We start from the raw sequence: 16,936 nt of genomic DNA on the forward strand, positions 1-16,936 counted from the left end.
GAAATAGTCTTATCCTATTACCATATCAAATAAGGGCTATCTTGAATACAGCAGAAGCTGCATCCGAGATAACCCTTGAGTGGAACAGTGTATTGCATTATGCCAACTGTTATTCTTTCACAATCTGAAGCTTATATTCCTGCACCGTAACATGATCCTCCGCCTTGACCGTGAGCTTCACCTCAGTGCGGCTATGTGGCAGCTTGATCTCGCGCGGGAGTGAATCCTCAATCAGAATCCCGTCTGCATAGACCAGGGCATTGTGATGGTGAGGTGTAACGTTCAGTTGTACCTGGCTTGCCGCTTGCGGAACACTCAGGCTATACGTGGTTATGCCGCTGCTGAAGGAGGTAGACAGCGTTCCTTCACTGAAGGCAAGCTGGCGCAGTCCGGCATTGTGATCATAACCGGTCATCATGCGCAGCAGGTCGAAGATGCCATTCTCCTTACCCGGAACCACGAATTTGACTTCCACCTCAGTCTTGCATCCAACCGCTTCAGCAGGAATCAGATAACTCCGCTCGTAGAAGCTGCGGGCTGCATCCGTATGCAGGACCTCGCTCGCAATCAGCTCCCCGTCTACATAAATCGCTATTTTCTTACCATTATTTCCTGAGAAATAAGTGACTGAGAGGTAGTTGTCCGTGCGCGGTGCCACCTTCATCCGGTAGCTGAACCAGCCGCCGTTCTCCGCTTTGCGGATGTTATATCCGTCCCAGGTGGCTACAGAGGTGTTCTCTCCCTCAATGCCATGCTCCAGCTCATACTGATCATTGCCGACAGGCAGGCTGTCCAGTGTAGCATCCTGCACACGCTGCCGGATTTTCCCTTGTAAAATATGCTTCTGCAGCTCAGCCGAATCCGCCTCTACCAGACGCCAGTAGATGCCGTAACGCTCACTATGCTGCTTATAATGCGGGGTGAAGACCAGCCGCTGATCCTCATCCGTTCCCCGCAGTGCAAAGGCCAGTTCTTCCTGCTCCAGCCGGACTACGCGGTCCGCAAGCTGCTCCAGCCACTCCTGCGGGCTCTCGTTCACCGTTGTGATGAAGTCCTTCACCAGCATGTTGCGGGTCGGGACACTTACAGCCACTCCTGTAGCAGACACGGACAGGTCACTCTGGCCCAGAGCGGCGCTCAGCACCACCGGCCCATACTTGAACGCGACCACCTGACGGGCATCCGGCAGGCTGAAATGTGTCAGCTTCATCGGCAGCTTGAGCTGAAGCGTGTCGCCGTCTTCCCATACTCTGTCCGTCAAGAGGTAACCTCCGCTGACCGCTGAGTTCACAGGCTGCCCATTCAATAGAAGCTCAGGTTCTGCGGCCAGCCAATCCGGCAGACGAAGCTTCAGCGTGGTGGACTGAGTCTGAGGCTGCATCACTGAGATCTTGAACTCTACAATATCGCTATAAGGCAGATTGGCCGACTGGATCAGCATCAGGCCGTGCGCAGCAGAATCCAGGGTAGAGCTAAGGTACTGGTTGACCACTATGCTGTCCGCATCATGGAAATACAGGCTGTCATTCAGCTTGGTGAAGCTCTCCATGCCGGTTCCCGTACAGCACCAGAAATGCTCGAACGGCGAGCTGTAGACCTTGAAATACCCGGTCGCCATCGGCTGGAAATACATCGTCATCCCGGTATGTGGGTGTTGTGAGGACACAATGGCATTCAGGTAGGTGTTCTCGTAGAAGTCGGCGTAACGAGTATCTCCCGTGAGTTTGAACAGCTCGCGGGTCAGCTTGAGCATATTGTAGGTGTTGCAGGTCTCCGCTGTGAAGTTGGAGCGTTCCCGGTCCAGCATATCCGGGTCACCGAAGTGCTCCCATTCGCTGTTCCCTCCGGTGATGTAGCTGTGATGATGAACAACCATCTCCCAGAACTGCACCGCCGCTTCCAGATAAAAGGCTTCGCTCTCCCCGAGCGTCCGGTAACGGTTCAGCGCACCGAGGAATTTCGGAATCGTGGTATTGGCGTGCTTGCCCTTGAGAATATCCTTGCCCTCATGAACAGGAGTGAACAGCGTCAGCTCGTCAAAGCTATGTGCGGCGCTTAAATGGCCTGCTTTTCCGGTGATTCTGTACAGGTCGTACAGGCAGTCATTCATCCCGCCGTATTCCACCGATAATACACGCTGATGAACCTCTTCAGACCAGGAGGCTGTGCGGCGGTACACCCAGTCACCGAGCGTATCCGCGAGGTCATAGGCCGTTTGGCTGCCGGTGGCAGAGTAGGACGCGGTGAGTCCGGCGATGATTTTGTGCATCGTATACCAGGGGACCCAGGCCGGCTGCTTGTTCTCTACATGATCGAAAAGGCGTTCCTCGAACGCGGACAGGTAACCGCTCTCATGCTGGCACAGGGCCAGCTCTCCCAGAAGATAGTTCAGCCTGAACGCCAGCGCGTCATCCCGCGTACAGGCATAGGCCTGGGACAGCGCCGACAGATAGTGGCCCAGCGTGTGTCCGCGGATCTCTGTGTTCTCCCAGCCGGGATATTTGTCGGCACGCTTCGGCAGTCCCCGGTTCTCGCGGAAGCCCGCCAGCAGACGGTCTGGATCATAGCTGGTCAGATATTCGATCTCCTTGGCAAAGGCGTTCGCGATATACGGATCGGACACACGGACCTGGTCCATGCGGTATTCCTCGTACAAGGGCTTACCCTGAATCGGGGCCGCCAGAGGCTGATGGGGTGTAATTGTCATTTTGTATCCTCATTCCTATGGGTTCTGTAGGGTTACTGCTGGATGAATATCCTATATTTAAGCTTATAGATAAAGGGCTTTCGGGTAAATAGTGATAGGATTGAATATGTGTGAAAAGGTTAGATATCTGTATTCCTGAAAATTTTAATTATAGGGAATACTGTGAGAGGGTATTTTTTTGAATTTGTTTGAATAGAATAAATACTTGAGAAATATAAAATACTTATTCGGTAAAATTACTTGTTAAATGTTTTATCAAGGAATATAATAAGGGGGTCAATCATGGACGAGAATCTAATTGAAAACGGAACAGGAAAGGAACGAAAAAAAATGCCTACCACAGTTCTAAAACCTTCAACCATAGAAGCGAAATCAACAATTAGTAGAGCTGGACAAATAACTTTCCCTGCAAAAATCATGAAGCAGCTTGGGCTGAAAGAAGGGGATCAGCTTCGGTTTATCTTAAATGCCAAAGGTGAGATTAGAGTAGAGCCTATTTCTTTACTTACGGCAGAGGAGCTATTCGGAATATTTGATCAGCCAGGAGACAACGACAACTTTCAGCTGGATCTGGATTCAGCCAGAGAGGAGAGGGCAGGAATAATTATGGATAGCAGCCATATTGATGGAGGGAACAGAAGTTGACAAGGAAGAAAACGGAAATTTGGATTGATACCAATATTATTATTTATGCTTTACGAACCAATAAGGATTTTTCACCTCAAGCCCGGCAGTTGATTACAGCAGCTGCCGAAGGTGAATATATGCTTAAAGTTTCTCCGATTATTGTTAGTGAATGTGTTTTTGTACTGATGGGTAAACAATTTAATGTAAAGAAAGCGCAAGTGAAGGAAGCCTTAACTTCATTTATTAATTTAAAAGGGATTGAGTGTGAAGAAAAGGCAGTTATCGAAGAAGCCTTGGATCAGTTTAGCAAAAAAAGGATCGATTTTGTGGATGCTTATTTAGCAGCACATGCCAAAGCAATTACGCCTGCTCATGTGATAACGCTTAACGTTAAAGATTTTTTGAAGCTGGGAGTAACTGTCCAAACGCCCATTGAATTAATGGATATTAAACCTAATACATAGCTGAATACATCAGCGCTTTGACTTCACTTGAAACTCTTTGCGGAGGGCGGTACGCCTTTTCGCAAAGAGTTTTTTCTGGTTGCCTGAGAGTAATAGTCAACAAAAAAGCCACAACCGCTGCTGGGCAACAGGCTGTGGCTTGAGGTTATTTTATGGAAGGGATTAAGATAGCAGCTCCTTATGGAGTGTACTGCTGCACGATCGATACAATCTGGCCATCCTTGATCGTGAGGTGATAAGGCGAACCGCTTAGATCGAATACATCCGTCTTGGCGAATTCATGAATGAACTTCTCCAAAGTGAGCGACTCGTTCCAGTTCGTATCCAGGTCTTCGAGCTTGCCAGTGCGGTCATAGATCTGCATGGTGACCTTGGCATCCGGGGCTACCGTATAAGTAGTCAGCGTGTCGCTGTCGTTCACGATATAGTAACCGTCCGGGGCACCGCCGATTTCGGCTGCGGATTCCGGCTCCCGCTGGGCGAAGACCGCGTCGGCTGCTGCGCCTTCATACCATTCGATCTCATCCCCCGTAAGGGTCGTCTGACCGTTATGATTCTCTAAGGAATGTATATACACCGTCAGATGCTGGGTTGACCCCTCACTCTTGGCATCAGCGGTTTTTATGGTTGTGCTTGCCGTAGTCACGAGGGAAAGGAACAACAGGACCAGAACAGGAAGCAGGTAGACGTTTTTGTTTTTTAACATTATGAATTTCCCCCTTGGCGTAATCTTACACGGCGTGAGTCTACACTCTTTATTTACCCTGCCGGAATATTCTCAAACTTGTTTATACCCTAATAAACGTTGGATCAGCAGAAATGTTGCAAAAGATTTTTTAACTGGGTATATATAACAAATATTCCGTCTTTGTCAACCTCTTTTGAACCGTTCAAACCAGATTGACCTGCCTAATTAAGGGATTTATGATATAGGAATATCTGGATTTTTACTAGAATATCTGGTTCTTGAGGGGCGGTATTGGTTTGCAACAGCACACTACAATTCAAACAGAACTGGCTGCTTTTCTTAAAAAAGAAGGCCAGACAATCAATCAGTTCGCAGGAATCTCCGGTGTCAATTCGGGAACGCTCAGCAGCATTATTAATGGTAACCGTCCTATTGCCATGCAGCAGCTGGACCGGATTACCGCCGGAATGGGGCTTCCTGAAGGAACATTTTATGAGTTATATATAGATGAATGTGTCGTACATTCCGCACCCGACTGGCGGCGGCTGGGACCCTTCCTGCACCGCTGTGCGGAGCTGGACAAGCTGGAGTGTATCCGGCAGGTGGTTCAAATCATCATGGACAATATTACATATGCCCCGCTCCTGTTCGATACGGCGGAGGAATTCTACGGGCAAGGCAAGCTTCAGGCAGCGGCTCTGCTGTATGAAGGGGTAGCCGACACTGAGAAATATCAGCATTCGGAGCGGCTGGCCCTGTGTCAGTACCGGCTGTTCACGATCCGGATCGGACAGAGCCCGGAGGCGGATTTCCGTGCGGCGACCCGGTTTGAATATTTCGTAGAGCGCCTGGAGGAAATAGACCAGTTGGAAGCGCTTCGGCAGCTGGCGGATATCTATATTGCTCTACAGCACTGGGAGAAGGCCAGATTACTGGCAGAGGAGCTCCGTCATAAGACATCTATCCAGTACGAAATCAGATTCTACAAAACGAAAAAAAAGAAGGAGCTGAGGCAGGCGCCCAGACCTCTTTGCTTCTATATACTGTATGCTTACTGGCTGCAATCCAAGGTATGCGAGGAATCCGGTGAATATGAGCGGGCGCTGGAATATGTGGGCCTTTACACTGAAATGAGCTGGATTGTCGAGGAATCGGAAGAGGTTCAGCAGATCCGGGCGCAGTTCAGCAGGCTGGGGACAGTCTACAAGTCTCTATACCGCCTGATGTGCGGTGAGCTGGAGGCTCTTCCCGAGGTGATGGAATCTATCGGCACCCCCGGGCTTGGACTGCTGGACGGGCTGCTTAAGGCAGTTCAAGCGGCTAACCGGTATGGCTGGAAGGTAGATGAGCTTATCAGCCGCTTCCAGCCGCTGCTTACGCCGGAGGGAACGGCGCTCGGGCAAGCCGAAGGAACTCCGGGCAGGGAGACGCCGGAGCAATATCCGGTACTGCTCTATGAGCTGGCGCTGTACTCTCTCAAAGCAGAGAAGATAGAGCAGGGGATACGTTATATCTTCGGGAGCCTGGAGGCTTCCGCCGCACTTGGCAGCATAGCCTGTGTGATCCGCTGTGTAAGATTATTCGAGCAATTCCGGCCGCACGCTTCAACGGAAGACCAGGATCGGTATAAACGTCTGATCAATAAAGTCCAGCTGGCCCACACCGGAGGGAAGAGGACCACAGAATCCCTGCGGGAGTAACGAAGTATCTTTTTCATCCCATCCAATTCCTTCCTCAGCCTATTTTTGTGAATTTTGCAGGTTGTTGCTGTGTTTTTTCTGTTATGATAAGGACCAGTCAAGTTTATGGTAACATATTTAGGTTTTGGAAATGGGGTTCTGGAACGACGATGGAGATGAACGATACCGGCAGTTCGGCGATTCGCAATATAGAGGATGCCGCAGACCGGATGATAGAGCTGTTAAGCCAACTTTTCAAGTCAAACACGATTCTGATTTCGTTGCATGGTGTAAGCTCAGATCCCCTGCTGCGGGTGTTCAACCGGGAAGAGCTGTTGGGGCCGGATACACAGGGATCTGTGTTGTTTGATGCTATTGGCAGTCTGATCCTTCTGAATGACAATGGACCGTTACTGGTCTCTGATACGCATAAACAGCCCGCGTCCCCTGCACTTGACTTCATACACACACAGGGAGTACATTCATTCATTGGCGTTCCTCTGCTTACCGAGGATGGCGAATCTCTGGGAACGATCTGCCTGCTGGACCCTGCTGCCGGGCGGCATACGAAGGAAGACCTGGACCTCTTAAGGGCTATGGCTTATTTTTTCACCTATATTATGAACTTGGAACGGAAGCTTGAAGATTTGGAACAGCGGAGACAAACGAAAATGGATCTGTTCGCCATGCTCAGCCATGAAATCCGCACCCCGATGAACGGCATTATCGGCATGACGGATCTGATGATGACGACTGAGATGAACGAGCAGCAGCAGTATTACATGGAGATCATTGAATCGAGCAATGCCAAGCTGCTGCAATTCCTGAACGATGTTCTGGATTTCAGCAAGATGGAAGCGGGCAAGCTGCTCATTGAAAAGGAACCGTTCGATATTATCACCGCACTGGAAGAGAGCGTCTATCTGTTCTCCACCAAGGCTTTTGAGAAAAACCTGGAGGTTATTCTGAATGTGGATTCGGAGATTCCTCTGTATGTTCTGGGGGATGCCCCCAAGATACGTCAGATCATCATGAATATCGTAAGCAACGCCCTGAAGTTCACCCACGCCGGGGAAATTCTGATTGAGCTGAAATCCTTGCCTGTTCACCGTGAAGAAATAGGGATTAGGATCACGGTTACGGATTCTGGTATAGGTATAGCACAGGACAAGCTGAAGCTGCTGTTCAACAAATATACCCAGGTTCACCAGAGCAGCGAGCTGCATCATTACGGAGGTACCGGACTGGGGCTGGCCATCTGTAAACAGCTGGTGGAGCTGATGGGGGGAGAGATCTCTGCGGAAAGCCAGGAAGGGACAGGGACGAAGCTGGAGGTCACGCTGTATCTTGAGAAATATACAAGCCTGCCCTCGATTCCCTTTGAGAAGGATGTGCTTGACGCAATTAAGATTCTGGTTGTGGATGATAATCAGACCAGTCTGGATGTCATCTCTTCGGTACTTGAGGACTGGAGCGTGGCAGTGTCTTCTGCCCGGACTGCCGGAGAGGCCCTGGAGCTTCTGGCGGCCAATAACGATTATGATCTAATCCTTATGGATAAGGATATTGCGGGGACAGAAGCCACAGAGCTTGCCAAGCACATGCGTCAGCTTGTTCCGGGCAGGAAGCTGCCCGTTATTCTGCTTGCTCCCCTGGGGACGAATCTGGACGAGGAGACCAAAGCGCAGTTTTCCTCCATCATTATCAAGCCCATCCGTAAGGTGCATCTGCTCAATAACATATTGGCTTTGCTGAAGCACAGTAAGCCGGAGTCCTGATGGCGCATACTCCTCCTGGTGTTCTGCAACCAGTGAGATATTCATAGCCATACTTAATATAGCCTGTTTGAAGCCGGTGCCTGCCGGAATTCAAACAGGCTATTTGGTGCAGGCGGAGAGGGAGGCGGAGGGTTGCCCTGTACATACGGTAGATTCATGCTCCGCATACGGTGAATTCACTATTTCATCCGCTGCGTATTGTCGGACCGAACGTTCAGGTGACATAATCGAAGAGCAGGGCATCTGCACACAGGAAGGCGTGAACGACTTGAACTATTTCCGGAAGCAATCATTCCGCAGTAAATTAAAAACTGCATTCTTAGCCGTGATCCTCCTCTCCGTACTGATGACCGGGGGATTGTCGTATTCCATCTCGGCGGCGACTCTGGAGAAGAATGCGCTGAAGCTTACCCAGGATAACGTTGTTAAATCAGCGCAGATCATCGATGAGAAGCTGAACAAGCTGATGCTGATTATGATGACCTTCATGATCAGCCAGCCTTTTCACGATATGATGCGGGATGTTGTCACCGGGGATACAGGCCGGTATTATACTCATCTGAATGATCTTGATAACGTTTTCTCACAAGCGCGGATTGCGGAGCCGCTGATCCATTCGATCTATGTGTCCACGCCGATCGGGGAGTTTTACCCTTCCTCGATGAACCGGAACCGTCTGACGGAGTTCAAGGATACCTTACTATATGAGCGGATCGAACAGGAGAAGAAGAATACATGGGTTGAAGGCCATGAGGACATGCTCTTCTCCGGGAAGGAACGGGTTATTTCACTGATTCTGGAGCCTATATTTGATACAGCGGTCCGCGGGGTCTATATTATCGTCAACATCCGTGAAGACGGCTTCCGCAAGCTGGTGAGCGGGGATACCGGCGGAGGGGCGCGCAGCTTCCTGCTGAACGCGGCAGGCAGCCCCGTCTATTCTGTGAAGGACCCGCTCGTTCTGCAGGCGGTGGAGGGCAGTGATCTGACCGGCATGATCAGCAGCAGCCGGAATCTCAGCAATACCTTCAAGCTGGGAGGCGAATCGTATCTGCTGAACTATGCGCATCTGGGTATTGCTGATTGGACGATGACCACGATCCAGTCCAAGTCCGGTGTGCTGAAGGATATGATCTATGTGAAATGGCTGCTCGTGGTGGTAGCCCTCTTCGCTTTTACTGTTACCATGATGGTATCAGGAGCTTTTACCCGTTATCTGCTGCGTCCGCTGCAAGGTCTGATGAAGGTGATGAAGCGGGTGGAGAGCAATGATCTGACGGCAAGATTCGAGAGCGGGGGCGGAGACGAGCTGGCCCAGGTCGGGATGCGGTTCAACCAGATGCTGGAGCAGATCGTAGTGCTGATCGGAGAGGTCACACAGGCACAGACCAATAAGCGCTCGGCAGAGATCAAGGCCTTGTCGGCGCAGATGGACCCTCATTTCCTGTACAATACGCTGAATACGATCTACTGGAAGCTGAATCTGAAGCAAGTGAAGCAGTCGCAGAGCATGGTCATGTCGCTGTCCCGTCTGTTCCAGCTCGGGCTGAACAAGGGGCAGGAGATCACTACGCTGTCTAAGGAACTGGAGCATGTCCGCATGTATCTGGAACTGCAATGCAGCTGCTATGAAGGGCTGTTCCGTTATGAGATTTATGTCGAGGATGAAGCGCTGGTTACCCTCCCGATTCCGCGCATTCTGCTGCAGCCGCTGGTGGAGAATAGTATTCTGCATGGCTTCCGCAACCGGGAGAGCGGGGGGATAATTGATCTCGAAGTCTTCGATGAGGGAGCACGCTGGTGTATCAAGGTCAGCGACAATGGAACTGGTATGGACGAGGAGGCGGTCCGTGCATTGTTCCGGCGGGAATCGGAGAAGGGCTATGCCGTATCCAATCTGATCCGCAGGCTGCAGCTCTACTATGGGGACAGTGCAGCATTACGGGTGGACAGCGGGCCGGGCCGGGGGACGGCGGTTATTATATCTTTACCCAAACGGGAGGAGCATCAGGATGGACGATCATAGCGTAACCCTCTGTATCATTGATGATATTAAAAGCGTGGTGGAAGGCCTGACCTGCATGAACTGGGCGGAGCACGGCATCCGGGTGGCAGGAACAGCGGCCAACGGTGAGGATGGGCTGGACCTGATCGCGGAGCTGCGCCCGGATCTGGTCATTACGGATATCCGTATGCCAAGGATGGACGGGCTGGCCATGCTGCGTGCCGTACTGGAACACCACCGGGACTGCAAAATTATTCTGGTCAGCGGGTATGCCGACTTCGAATATGCGCAGCAGGCGGTACAACTCGGCGCATTCGACTTCGTGGTCAAGCCGTTCACGGAAGAGGAGATCATGAAGGCGGTGCTGCGGGCGAAGTCGGAGATTATGGAGGCGCGTTCCAGACAGGATACCCTCCGGGAGATGGAGAACAAGCTGCGGGAGAGTCTGCCGGTGCTGCGGCAGGAATATTTCGCCCTGCTGGTCAGCCACCGAACGTCGTGGGAGCAGGCGAAGGCGCGCTGGGAATTCTTAGGCATCGATCTGAACCCCAAGGGGTTCGTGGTGATGCTGCTGGAGATCGATCACTTTCAGGAGCGGGCGGCAGAGCTGTCGATCCGCGAGGTGGAGCTGATCCGCTTCTCCCTGCTGAATATCACCCAGGAGACCATTGCCGGGCATACGCGCTGCGTGGTGTTCCGGGCCAAGCATAACCGCTATCTTGCGGTGATGAATGACTGTGGTCCGGCCAGTGCAGTGGAGATTGCCGAACGCTGCTGCAAGAACATTGAACGGTATACCAAGTTCACGGTATCTGCCGGTGTAGGAGGCCGGGTGGAGGAGACCAGCGAGCTGCCGGATTCCTACCGCCAGGCGCACCGGGCGCTGGCCCACCATCTGTTCACCGGAGGCAACGCGGCCATTATGTATGATGATGTTCACCAGAACGGAAGCCAGGAGCCGCTGGCGCTGGAGTACAAGGACGAGCTGCTGCTGGCACTGCGCTCCGGCAATGTCAGCCGGACAGGCGCAATTCTGTCAGCCATTTCAGAAACGCTGCAGAGTCTGAGCTCCGGGCATAATCCCGATTATCTGCTCGTTCTGTATGAGGAGTTGGCCGCATCAGCGATCCGCACCTTCTATGAGCTGGTTCCGTACGGGGAGATTCAGCCGCTGATCCAGCGGTTCCGGGCGGTGCAGGGAACAGCGGGGCTGCCGCTTGCGACTCTCCAGCGGCTGCTGCTGGAACTGTGTACAGAGGGGGCCGCCCTGGTGCGCAGGAGCAGCCTGTCCGAAGGGCAGAAGGTGATCTATGAAGCGGTAGAGTATATTAAGGGCCGCTTGTCCGAGGATATCAGTGTCGGTGAATGCGCGGCGCATGTTCATCTCAGCACCAGCTACTTCTCCAGCCTGTTCAAGAAGGTGAACGGAGTGACCGTTACCCAGTATATCACCGCAGAGCGTATTCACCGGGCCAAGCTGCTGCTGGTGGAAGGGGCACAGGTACAGGAGGTGGCCTTCGCTGTGGGGTATGAGGAGCGCAGATACTTCAGCGAGATGTTCAAGAAGATCACCGGGCAGACACCGTCGGAGTTCAGGGCGGGGTACCACCCGGACCGCCAGGAGGAGCCCTACCATTGACAGCGTCCGATCCGCACCGGTGCAGCATCCTGTATGCTAACTATTTCACACATACCCAGCCTCACTCCGTTCAGTATCAGGACGGCTTATCCTTCTATCTCTTCAGACTTCAGATGGAAGGGACCTGCCGTGCTCTGGTAGACGGAAAATACGAGACGATCATCCCCGGGGATCTGCTGATCTATGCTCCGGATCAGCCGTATGAGCTGATTGTACAGCCCCGCAGCGCTCCAGGCTCTGGGGGAGTTCAGCCCGCCTCGGATTATTTCCTGATCGGCAAAGGGGAGTGGCTGGATTCCTGGTGGCAGGACCGCAGGCTGCCGGCCCGGACGAATATCGGCTTCGACGATACGGTCATTACCTTATGGAAGCATATTGCCGGCGAGAAGAGGAAAGTAATGCAGCATCAGGAGGAGTTGCTGGATTATCTGCTTAGAACGTTCTGTCTGACGCTGGAGCAGATCGTTCAGGCACGGCGGCGCACCAAAGGGGCGGAGACCGCCTACAGGCTGAAGCAGTTCATTGACAATCATGCCCATGAACCGCTCAGCCTGGAGCAGATCTCCGCCTCCGCCGGGTTAAGTATCTCCCGCGCTTCCTCCCTGTTCAAAGCCGCTTTTGGCCAATCGCCGTTCGCCTACTGCATTGATGTCAGGCTGAAGTCTGCCGAGCAGCAGGTGCTCTACAGCACACTGTCACTGGAGCAGGTTGCCGACAATGCGGGCTTCCAGAGCTACGCCCATTTCTGCCGGATGTTCCGGGAACGGTATGGCGCTCCCCCGGGAGAGTACCGGCGCAGCTTCGGCTTCCGGTTCAACCCTGGCTGAGTCCGGTGGTGTACAGCACCTGATTGAACTCAAGCAGTACCGCTTGCAGCTGTCCATACTCCACATCCTGAACCATGCCGTTCCCCTCAAGCGCCAGTACAGCAGCGGCTGCCGCCGATTGCCCCAGAATCATGAAGACCGGCTCCATCCGGATGGAGCCGTAGGCCGCATGAGTGGCCGACAGACATACCGGTACGATCAGGTTGGTGCATTCGCTCCGCTTCGGCACCATTGCCCGGTAGCTGATCGGATAAGGCTCGGCCAATCGGATATAGAATCCGCCCTCCGTGCTGACATGCCCGTCTTCGTTCACATAGTATTGCGTATGATGCGAATCCATGGCGAAGGAGCCCATTCCGGCCGAATCCGGCACCGGGTGCTCCCGCCTTACATCATGCTCTGTCACCACATAATCTCCGGTCATTCTGCGGGACTCCCTGATGTAGAGCTGGGAAGGCCAGTGGCCGCTGTCCCCGAATTCGTCAAGCGGCAGGCCCCACGGCTTGTAGGCCTCCCGGATCTCCTCCGGCACCCGCGGATGGTTCTGGATCGTCCAGACAACCCCCTGCTGGTAGATGCGGTGGGCCTCCCATATCTTGTCCCGCGCCGCATAATCCGCCTCCGGATAACTGTGGTTCATGCCGTTATAATCCGTAGAAATGCCGCTATTGTTATTGGAATCGGTCTTGTCCGCAGTGACCCGGTTCAGCTTGAAGAAGCGTGAGCGCTGCCCCTGCTCAATGGCCCGGAACAGAATCTCATAATCGGCTTCGTTATAGTCCTCAGGCTTGCTGATCATCAGGCGATTGCCCGGATTGTCTGTCAGACACATGCGGAAGTTATAGGCTTGCAGCTTACGGTCTCCCTCGCCGGCATCGCCGCCACGGTCCGCATTTACACGCGGGAGTAGTCCGCTTGAAGGCATTCCTTTAATGACATAGGGGTCAATTCCCGGAGGGAGCTCGTTCAGTTCAGGGCCGGGCTGAATGCCGTTTAATGTCTCTCCATACTGTGCGTTCGGCTCCCGGCCGACCACATAAGACACACCGGAATGGCCCATCAGGTCTCCCTCGTAAGAGGCGTCAATGAACATTTTGCCGTGATAGACCTTGCCGGATTCCATAGTAATGGACGTGATTCTTGAGCCTTGCCGGGTCACCCCATTCTTAAGCTCCAGCCTTTCCCCGCAGACGACTTCAAGGTTATGCTCCGCCACCCAGTCCTGCAGCACCTCAAGCGCAACCTTAGGCTCGAACAGCCAGCAAGCCCCGTCCTGCGCATATTTCTGCGCGATCCGCTGGTAGAATTCCAGAGATAAGCCGCCGACTGCCTCTTTCATTCCTACATCCGTATCACCCAGCCCTCCGGTGGTCATGCCCCCAATTCTCCGGCTCGGCTCGATGACTACCGCACTTTTGCCCATAATAGATGCCTGGACAGCCGCTGTAATGCCTGCAGCCGTTCCGCCGTATATGACAAGATCATATTGTTTCATCCGGCGTACCCTCCTCCTTGGTAACGATTTTGCCTGCAAAAATGATTATAAGCCGCTGCCCGGACCCGCGTGAATGATGGATCTTCCTGTTTCATTTGACGGATCTTACTGTTTTGCCCGGAAGGCGGGTTTCAGGAGAAAAGTCTTTTGAATTCGCGGATAGCCTATGATAAGTTGTTTGCTGAAAAACGGAATATGCCCCTGCTTCAGGAGGTAAACCAGGAGGAACTATGAAACCACAATTTCGCTATTTGGACAAACCGGCGCTTGAACCTGTACCAGGCTGTGACTGGGCCGACAAAATGGTTCTGAATCCGGCGATCATCCAGGACCCTGACTCGAATGACATTCATATGCTGTTTCGGGCAACGGGCCCGTGGCCGCAGAAGAGAAGAGAGGGCTGCCATGATCCCTATCCGATTTTTTTGGGCTATGCGCGGAGCAGGGATGGGGAGAGACCTGGGAGGCGGACTTTTCAAGACCTGCTCTGGCTCCGGCCCTCGGGTATGAAGAGCATGAATTGTACATTACGGACATTTACGGAAAAAGAGTGCGGAATTATGCCAACGGCTGTGTGGAGGACCCCCGTATCTTCTATGTCGGGAACGAGCTGTATGTCACGGTGGCCTGCCGGGCGTTTCCCCCTGGCCCTTACTGGCTTAGCAGCCAGCAGCCTCCGGTCCAGACGCGCTTTGAATACGTGCCGGATTGGATTTTTGCCGGAGAGGGTTCGGACCCGTTCATTCAATCAGCCCGGGCGAATGATACGGTCAGCGTTCTGTACAAGCTGAATTTAGCCAAGCTGAAGGAAGGGGAATATGAAGACGCTTTCGGGTACGTAGGTCCGCTTACCGAGGGGCATATCAGCGATAACCGTGATGTGTTCCTGTTTCCTGAGAAGATGAGGATTGCAGGTAAATGGCAATATGTGATGCTGCACCGGCCAATGAATGTCCTTCCCTTTGCCGGAGGGGAGCAGGCGGGCAAGCCTTCCATTTATCTGGCAGCGGCGGAATCATTCGCGGATTTCGCTTCACCTGCGGCAGTCCACCGGCTGCTGGCCAGTCCGCTGTTCGATTGGGAGGAGAACCGAGTGGGGGCAAGCTGGCCGCCGGTCGCCCTGGGCAATCAGGAGTGGCTGGTAGCTTATCACGGGAAGAAGAATGTGCAGTTTGGATATACGCAGTCCTTCATGATCCTCAGGGAGCAGGAGAATGATTTCCCGGTCATCATCCACCGCTGCTCCGAACGTCTGATGTATGCCGAGCGGGATTGGGAGATGCCGGAGGATTACCCTACGCCTTGTCTATTTACCACAGGAGGCATTGTCATGGGGGAGGATCTAATCATGTCTTATGGCGCTGCGGATCAGAAGGCGGGTATCGCTTGGGTTCATTTTGCGGAGTTATTGGAGTACATCCGGACATTTGATGAGAACGGCATCCTGCTGTAACGGGAGAGCCCGGCCGCTGCCGCCTGCCGCAAAGAATAGAATTCTGTCCCTCAAGAGTGAGTCTGCCGCACTCCTTTTGCGGGAGGGGTAGCCTATAATAGAGAACGAGCTCACAATACAAATGTTAATCAAAGGGGTAGAACGTATGCAGAAAAAATGGTTGGGTCTCAGCCTGAGCCTCATGCTGGCCGCCGGAATCGCCGGCTGCGGCGGGAACGGGAACAATAATAAGAGCGGCGGTGCGGCAGAGGGGACACCCGGAGCGGCAACAGCGAGTCCCACAGCTTCGGCCGCAGCAGAAACAGGTGAGCCGGTACAGCTTAAGTACTGGACGGATGACCGTCATGACCAGGAATATATCAAGGAATTGGTCAACAAGTTCAATGAGACGAACGGCGAGAATATCCAGGTGGAACTGACAGTCATGTCTGAGAATTATGCGCAGAGCGTTGACATTGCCTTCACCAGCAACCAGGCACCGGATATCCTCCGTCTGAAGAGCGGCAATACCCCCGAATTTGTCAAAAAAGGCTATCTGGCTCCGATTGACGGTTACCTGACCGATGAGATCAAAACGAAATTCGGCAGTCTGCTGATCGATGGTGTCAACCGTTTTGACGGCAAGGTATATTCTTTGGCCAATACCGGTCTCACCCTGCGCCTGATCTACAACAAGGATCTCTTTGACAAAGCAGGCATCGCTAATCCTCCAGCATCGCTACAGGAAATGGTCGATGACGCCAAAAAAATCACTGAAACCGGCAAATCGGAGGGCGTATACGGCTTTGCGTTGAACTTCAAAAGTCCGAAGGCAGCCTTTGACCGTTCGATTCGCGAGATTCTCTCCTTAAGCGGCTACCAGGGTCTTGGCTTTGACCTGAAGACAGGACAATTTGACTTCGCACCTTATTCTCAGGTTATTGAATATTTCAAGCAGATGTACGAGGACGGAAGCATCCTGCCGGGTGCGGAGACGCTGGATATCGACCCGCTGCGCGCCCAATTTGCCGCAGGCAAAATCGGCATGTACCTCAGCTTCTCGACGGAGCCGGGCGTATACCAGGACCAGTTCCCGACAGAGATCAACTGGGCAGGTACGCTGGCCCCTACGCTGGACGGGCAGATTAAGGGAACCTCGGAGATCGTATCCGCCGGTACCTGGCTCGGGATCAGCGCGAAATCGGCACATCAGGAGGCCGCCTGGAAATTCATGCAGTACATGTATGGCGACGATATTCTGAAGACGTATCACGAGAAGGGCTTCGGGATTGCGGTGGTGCCGAGCATTGTGGAGCAGGCCAAGAAGCCGGAAATTGGCGGTATGGAAGGCTTCCTGGTCGGTGAGCATGACTCGCTCTGGCCTGCTGTGCCGAACGTCACGCCGGAAGGCGCTACCTATGCGGATGCTTTCTTCAAATATATGCTCTCGGGCGGAGATGCCAAGGCCATTGCGGCTGACCTGAATACAAGATACAATGACGCATTGTCCAAAGCAGTGGAGAAGGGCGAGGTTACCGTTACGCCTGACCCGGCATTTAATCCAATGAAGCCGCAGGGAGAATAACGGGTTACAC

Annotated in this window: 12 protein-coding genes; 9 read left to right on the forward strand and 3 right to left on the reverse strand. The window is 53.0% G+C overall.

Translation table 11 applies throughout. From position 1 onward, the window contains the following. Positions 1 to 109: 109 nt before the first annotated feature. On the reverse strand, positions 110 to 2,707 hold the full coding sequence (locus NST69_RS06610; protein WP_342548829.1) for a beta-L-arabinofuranosidase domain-containing protein: 2,598 nt from the start codon (positions 2,705 to 2,707) through the stop codon (positions 110 to 112). 282 nt (positions 2,708 to 2,989) lie between these two features. Here NST69_RS06610 and NST69_RS06615 point away from each other — a divergent pair, with 282 nt between their 5' ends. Both NST69_RS06615 and NST69_RS06620 read left to right on the forward strand, forming a co-directional pair. Next, a complete protein-coding gene (locus tag NST69_RS06615) occupies positions 2,990 to 3,352 on the forward strand; it encodes an AbrB/MazE/SpoVT family DNA-binding domain-containing protein (protein ID WP_036725678.1) in 363 nt (120 codons plus the stop codon). Beyond that, positions 3,349 to 3,798 carry a PIN domain-containing protein gene (locus NST69_RS06620; protein ID WP_036725676.1) on the forward strand — a complete coding sequence of 150 codons (450 nt, stop codon included), beginning with the start codon at positions 3,349 to 3,351 and terminating at the stop codon, positions 3,796 to 3,798. The genes NST69_RS06615 and NST69_RS06620 overlap by 4 nt, the downstream gene beginning before the upstream one ends. 178 nt (positions 3,799 to 3,976) lie before the next feature. On the opposite strand, the gene NST69_RS06625 is transcribed toward NST69_RS06620, so the two are convergent. After that, complete coding sequence (locus tag NST69_RS06625; protein ID WP_339254763.1) at positions 3,977 to 4,504, reverse strand: hypothetical protein; 528 nt, start codon at positions 4,502 to 4,504, stop codon at positions 3,977 to 3,979. Between the two features lie 278 nt (positions 4,505 to 4,782). Here NST69_RS06625 and NST69_RS06630 point away from each other — a divergent pair, with 278 nt between their 5' ends. The 5 genes from NST69_RS06630 (at position 4,783) to NST69_RS06650 (ending at position 12,414) form a co-directional block, all read left to right on the forward strand. Further along, entirely contained in the window at positions 4,783 to 6,186 is a 1,404-nt protein-coding gene (locus tag NST69_RS06630; protein WP_342548830.1) for a transcriptional regulator, read from the forward strand. A 149-nt stretch (positions 6,187 to 6,335) separates the two neighbouring features. Continuing rightward, entirely contained in the window at positions 6,336 to 7,943 is a 1,608-nt protein-coding gene (locus tag NST69_RS06635; protein WP_342548831.1) for an ATP-binding protein, read from the forward strand. A 259-nt stretch (positions 7,944 to 8,202) separates the two neighbouring features. Continuing rightward, positions 8,203 to 9,969, forward strand: a complete 1,767-nt coding sequence (locus NST69_RS06640) for a sensor histidine kinase (RefSeq protein WP_340978978.1) — start codon at positions 8,203 to 8,205, stop codon at positions 9,967 to 9,969. Further along, entirely contained in the window at positions 9,956 to 11,587 is a 1,632-nt protein-coding gene (locus NST69_RS06645) for a response regulator (protein ID WP_340955019.1), read from the forward strand. Before NST69_RS06640 ends, NST69_RS06645 begins: the two co-directional genes overlap by 14 nt. After that, positions 11,584 to 12,414 carry an AraC family transcriptional regulator gene (locus NST69_RS06650; RefSeq protein ID WP_036725668.1) on the forward strand — a complete coding sequence of 277 codons (831 nt, stop codon included), beginning with the start codon at positions 11,584 to 11,586 and terminating at the stop codon, positions 12,412 to 12,414. Before NST69_RS06645 ends, NST69_RS06650 begins: the two co-directional genes overlap by 4 nt. Here NST69_RS06650 and NST69_RS06655 read toward each other — a convergent pair. Then, positions 12,401 to 13,909 (reverse strand): FAD-dependent oxidoreductase, encoded by a 1,509-nt coding sequence (locus tag NST69_RS06655; protein ID WP_036725667.1) that lies wholly within the window; start codon positions 13,907 to 13,909, stop codon positions 12,401 to 12,403. The two genes, NST69_RS06650 and NST69_RS06655, sit on opposite strands and share 14 nt — an antisense overlap. A 520-nt stretch (positions 13,910 to 14,429) precedes the next feature. Between NST69_RS06655 and NST69_RS06660 the strand changes: the two genes are divergently transcribed. Both NST69_RS06660 and NST69_RS06665 read left to right on the forward strand, forming a co-directional pair. Next, entirely contained in the window at positions 14,430 to 15,362 is a 933-nt protein-coding gene (locus NST69_RS06660) for a hypothetical protein (RefSeq protein ID WP_342548833.1), read from the forward strand. A gap of 145 nt (positions 15,363 to 15,507) precedes the next feature. Further along, on the forward strand, positions 15,508 to 16,926 hold the full coding sequence (locus NST69_RS06665; protein WP_342548834.1) for an extracellular solute-binding protein: 1,419 nt from the start codon (positions 15,508 to 15,510) through the stop codon (positions 16,924 to 16,926). The last annotated feature ends 10 nt before the right edge of the window (positions 16,927 to 16,936 follow it).

The organism is Paenibacillus sp. FSL P2-0089, assembly GCF_038595095.1.
Taxonomy (GTDB): domain Bacteria; phylum Bacillota; class Bacilli; order Paenibacillales; family Paenibacillaceae; genus Paenibacillus_AQ; species Paenibacillus_AQ silagei.